Annotated in this window: 2 protein-coding genes; both read right to left on the bottom strand. The window is 28.8% G+C overall.

Annotated features, from left to right (window positions below; genetic code table 11):
• Positions 1 to 27: 27 nt before the first annotated feature.
• Positions 28 to 774 carry a protein phosphatase 2C domain-containing protein gene (locus tag ACWPV5_RS10155; RefSeq protein ID WP_454383765.1) on the bottom strand — a complete coding sequence of 249 codons (747 nt, stop codon included), beginning with the start codon at positions 772 to 774 and terminating at the stop codon, positions 28 to 30.
• The gene (locus tag ACWPV5_RS10160) at positions 758 to 2,866 is read right to left on the bottom strand and encodes a glycosyl hydrolase family 28-related protein (protein WP_454383767.1); all 2,109 of its coding nucleotides are present in this window, start codon (positions 2,864 to 2,866) and stop codon (positions 758 to 760) included. Before ACWPV5_RS10160 ends, ACWPV5_RS10155 begins: the two co-directional genes overlap by 17 nt.
• Positions 2,867 to 3,308: the final 442 nt, after the last annotated feature.

Consider the following 3,308-nt stretch of genomic DNA (forward strand, 5'->3'; position numbering starts at 1 on the left):
GTAACAATTAATATTTTAAACAATATATCAAACATCAATAACTAGAATACTTGCATCATCTTTCTTTCCATAGATTGGATCAATAGCAGAAGAATTAAATCTCATCTTAATTAACTCTTCAAAAGTTTTATTTTGATTATTTTGATAGAATTCATAAAAGCCATCGCTCATTAAAACAATTTGTTCACTAGTAACATCTATTTGATTAATAATAGCATGGTCTAAAAATCTCTCATCCAACGAACCTATCCAGTACCCACTTGGTTGATTAGATAATTTTCTGATTTTTTGTAAAATAATTTTTTTATTTAAAACACTATTTGTACCAATTGAGTCTTTTATCTCATTTTTCCCTTTTTCAAATAAGATATCTACTCTATGATCAGTTATTTCCATTTCGTTTACTAACATGACGCAGTCACCTAGCATCATATACTCCAACTTTTTTTCTGAAAGTTTAGCAAATATAAAAGCAAATGTTGGTAAGCGATAATACTCTGTTAATTCATATGAGTTTAAACCGATTTCATCTTTAACCTCGAGTAAAGCAGTTTCAAATATTTGTTTAAGAGTTTTTGATTCTTTACAATTAACCGACAAACTTTCTGATAAAATATGTACAACTTCTGAGACTGAATAACCTATCTCCTCTTTAGAATTATATAAATCTGTAGCTCCATCAATAATCCAAAAATACTGATTTTGTGAACCTACAGCATCCTCATTTTCTACGGAACTTCCTTGTATCGAACAAATTTTATTTATCTTTACCATAATACTTCAACCCTTTTAGTGTCAAAAGTAAACCAATTCCTGTCACTGTTAAGAATAGTTCCATAATCTTGTTCGAACCAGTCTTTGGTAATTTTTGTTTTACCTCTACTATTTCTTTAGATTTATTAATATGATTTTCAGTTTCTCTGACATCTCCAACTATTTTATGGTTCACTTCTTCTATCTTATTATCTTGTTTATTGTCGATCTTGTCATTAATTTGTCTATTATCTTTACTTGAGTTAAACTCTCCTTTCTTCTGGTTACTATCAATTACATTATTTGAATTAGATTGTTTTTCATGCACATATGAACTTGTTTTAAATTTTTCCTCTTTGTTTTTTTCTTTTTCGTTTTTATCACTTAAGTTATTTGTTACAATTTTGTAAAGCCCATTCTCCGTTACAATATTGAAATTACCATCGCTATCACGTATAACTGGTTCTTTCCCATTTGCATTAGATTTGATGAATGATATATACTTACCGGATAAATTATAAAATTGGTTATTTAAAACGGTTATTTTACCCTTTGAATCCTCAATAACAATTCCTTCTTTACCACCGAATATACTATTCTCTGAGACTACTAAATTATCACTAACTCGTAATAATTCAATATTTGGTTGTTCTGTTTCCTTAGAATTATTAATAATTACATTTTTTGTTACAGTAATATCTGATACTTTTCCTAAATATTCTGCACTATCTTTTGCTACTCTAATAGCCTTTGTTTTAGGATCAGAAATATAAAATGTATTTTCAGTAATAACGACTTTCTTATTTAAATCAAGTTCATCTTTTACATTTTTATAACTAAAAGCATTTATTAAGGCTGCACCATTTTCTCTATAATGTACACTTTCTCCTTTTACTTTCTTATCAAATCTATTTCCTTTAATTAAAATATCAGTAAATCCTGTAAAACGTACACCAGAATACATCATGTTATCAAAATGATTATTTAAAATTTTAATATTAGAGGGGTTCTGTGTCGACAATGTTTGATAGTGTGTACCAATTGCTGTTACTAATTCTCCAGATTTATCACTTTTACCAAAATATGAATTTTGAATAGTAACATTTTCAGATTTTTTCCCATCATCATTCAAAGCATAAGGAAAACCTTTTCTAGTCAATGGTTCAATCTGAATACTCTCCTTACTTATAATTTGCCCATCTTTCATAGTTTTAGGTAAAGCTTGACCAAGAAAACGAGAATTATCGACTAATACATTTTTCGAACCTGCAATTTGAATAGCATGCCCTTGATAACTATCCTTGAATGTTACATTTTTTATAGTTACGTTATTTGAATTCCCAATAGCAAATGCACCTGAAGAATTTATAAGTGGTAGATTTTTTGCTTTAGTTCCTTCTTCATTCAAAGCACCGTTCATATCAATAGTACCACCAGAATAACTAATATCTTCTGTTGGGCCCCATTCTACTTGCGCACCATCATCCGTAAATAAACCTGTCATAAAAACAATGGAAGGGTGATTCTTAATATTTATACCATTTAGAATTGTAGCTTTCTCATTCAATTCTAAGTGTGTATGACTTTTTAAAAAAACAATTTCTTTTACTAAATAAGTTCCTTCAGGAAAATATACATTTCCTCCACCTAGTCCTTTAGCTGCAGCATCTATTGTATCTTGAATTGCTTGACGATCATCATTAACCCCGTCACCTATTGCTCCATAATCTTTAACATTCAAAGCTACGTGTTCGTTCAGATTAGTACTTAAAATAGTATTCACTTCCATCCCAGAGATGTTACCAATCATAGTATCATTTGTTATATCAGGTTTATTTTGATTAATACTCACTCCTCCATTATTATCAGTACTTAAACTTGAATTGTTATCAAGACTGAGAGTATCAGAATGGGGTTCCGCAGATAATGATGTAGATGTGCTACTCAACAAAGAGTTCATTTGCATATTATCTTTAGACGAAGAAGTTTCACCAACTACTTCATTAGCTAAAACACTTTGTGTTCCAATAAATAAAACCGCTAAGAGAACTGAGCAAACTCCCACCTTAGACTTACGAATAGAGAAAACCTCATTTTGTTGAAAAGATTTCATATTAGCCTCCAATTAAAAATATTATGTCCTAATTTAATATTCATATAAATTCCATACCAGAAAATGACACCGCTGTCATTTTCTTTATAATATATTTTTAAATCAAAATTGTCAAGGAATAACACAATAAAATATCAAAATTGTGAAAGCGTGACCATTTATATATCTAACCATACTTCTAATAATTCTTTAACCTTCCATTCAAAAGTGATTACTATCTTTCTTAGCTTGAACATAAAAATATCCTATTCACTGTATTTAAAGCATGTTGATATCTCATAAAATACTAATTTATAAATACAAGAACAAATATCTTGTCATGCAAGCATTCACCAGGTATATTTACATGAATATCGTTCATATAGCGGATTGAAATCAAAACAATACAATATATTTCTTAAATAGATTTTCTATAAAAGCTAGATTCAAGCTCTATAAAAAT

The sequence above is a fragment of the Streptococcus sp. Marseille-Q7156 genome, assembly GCF_965119495.1.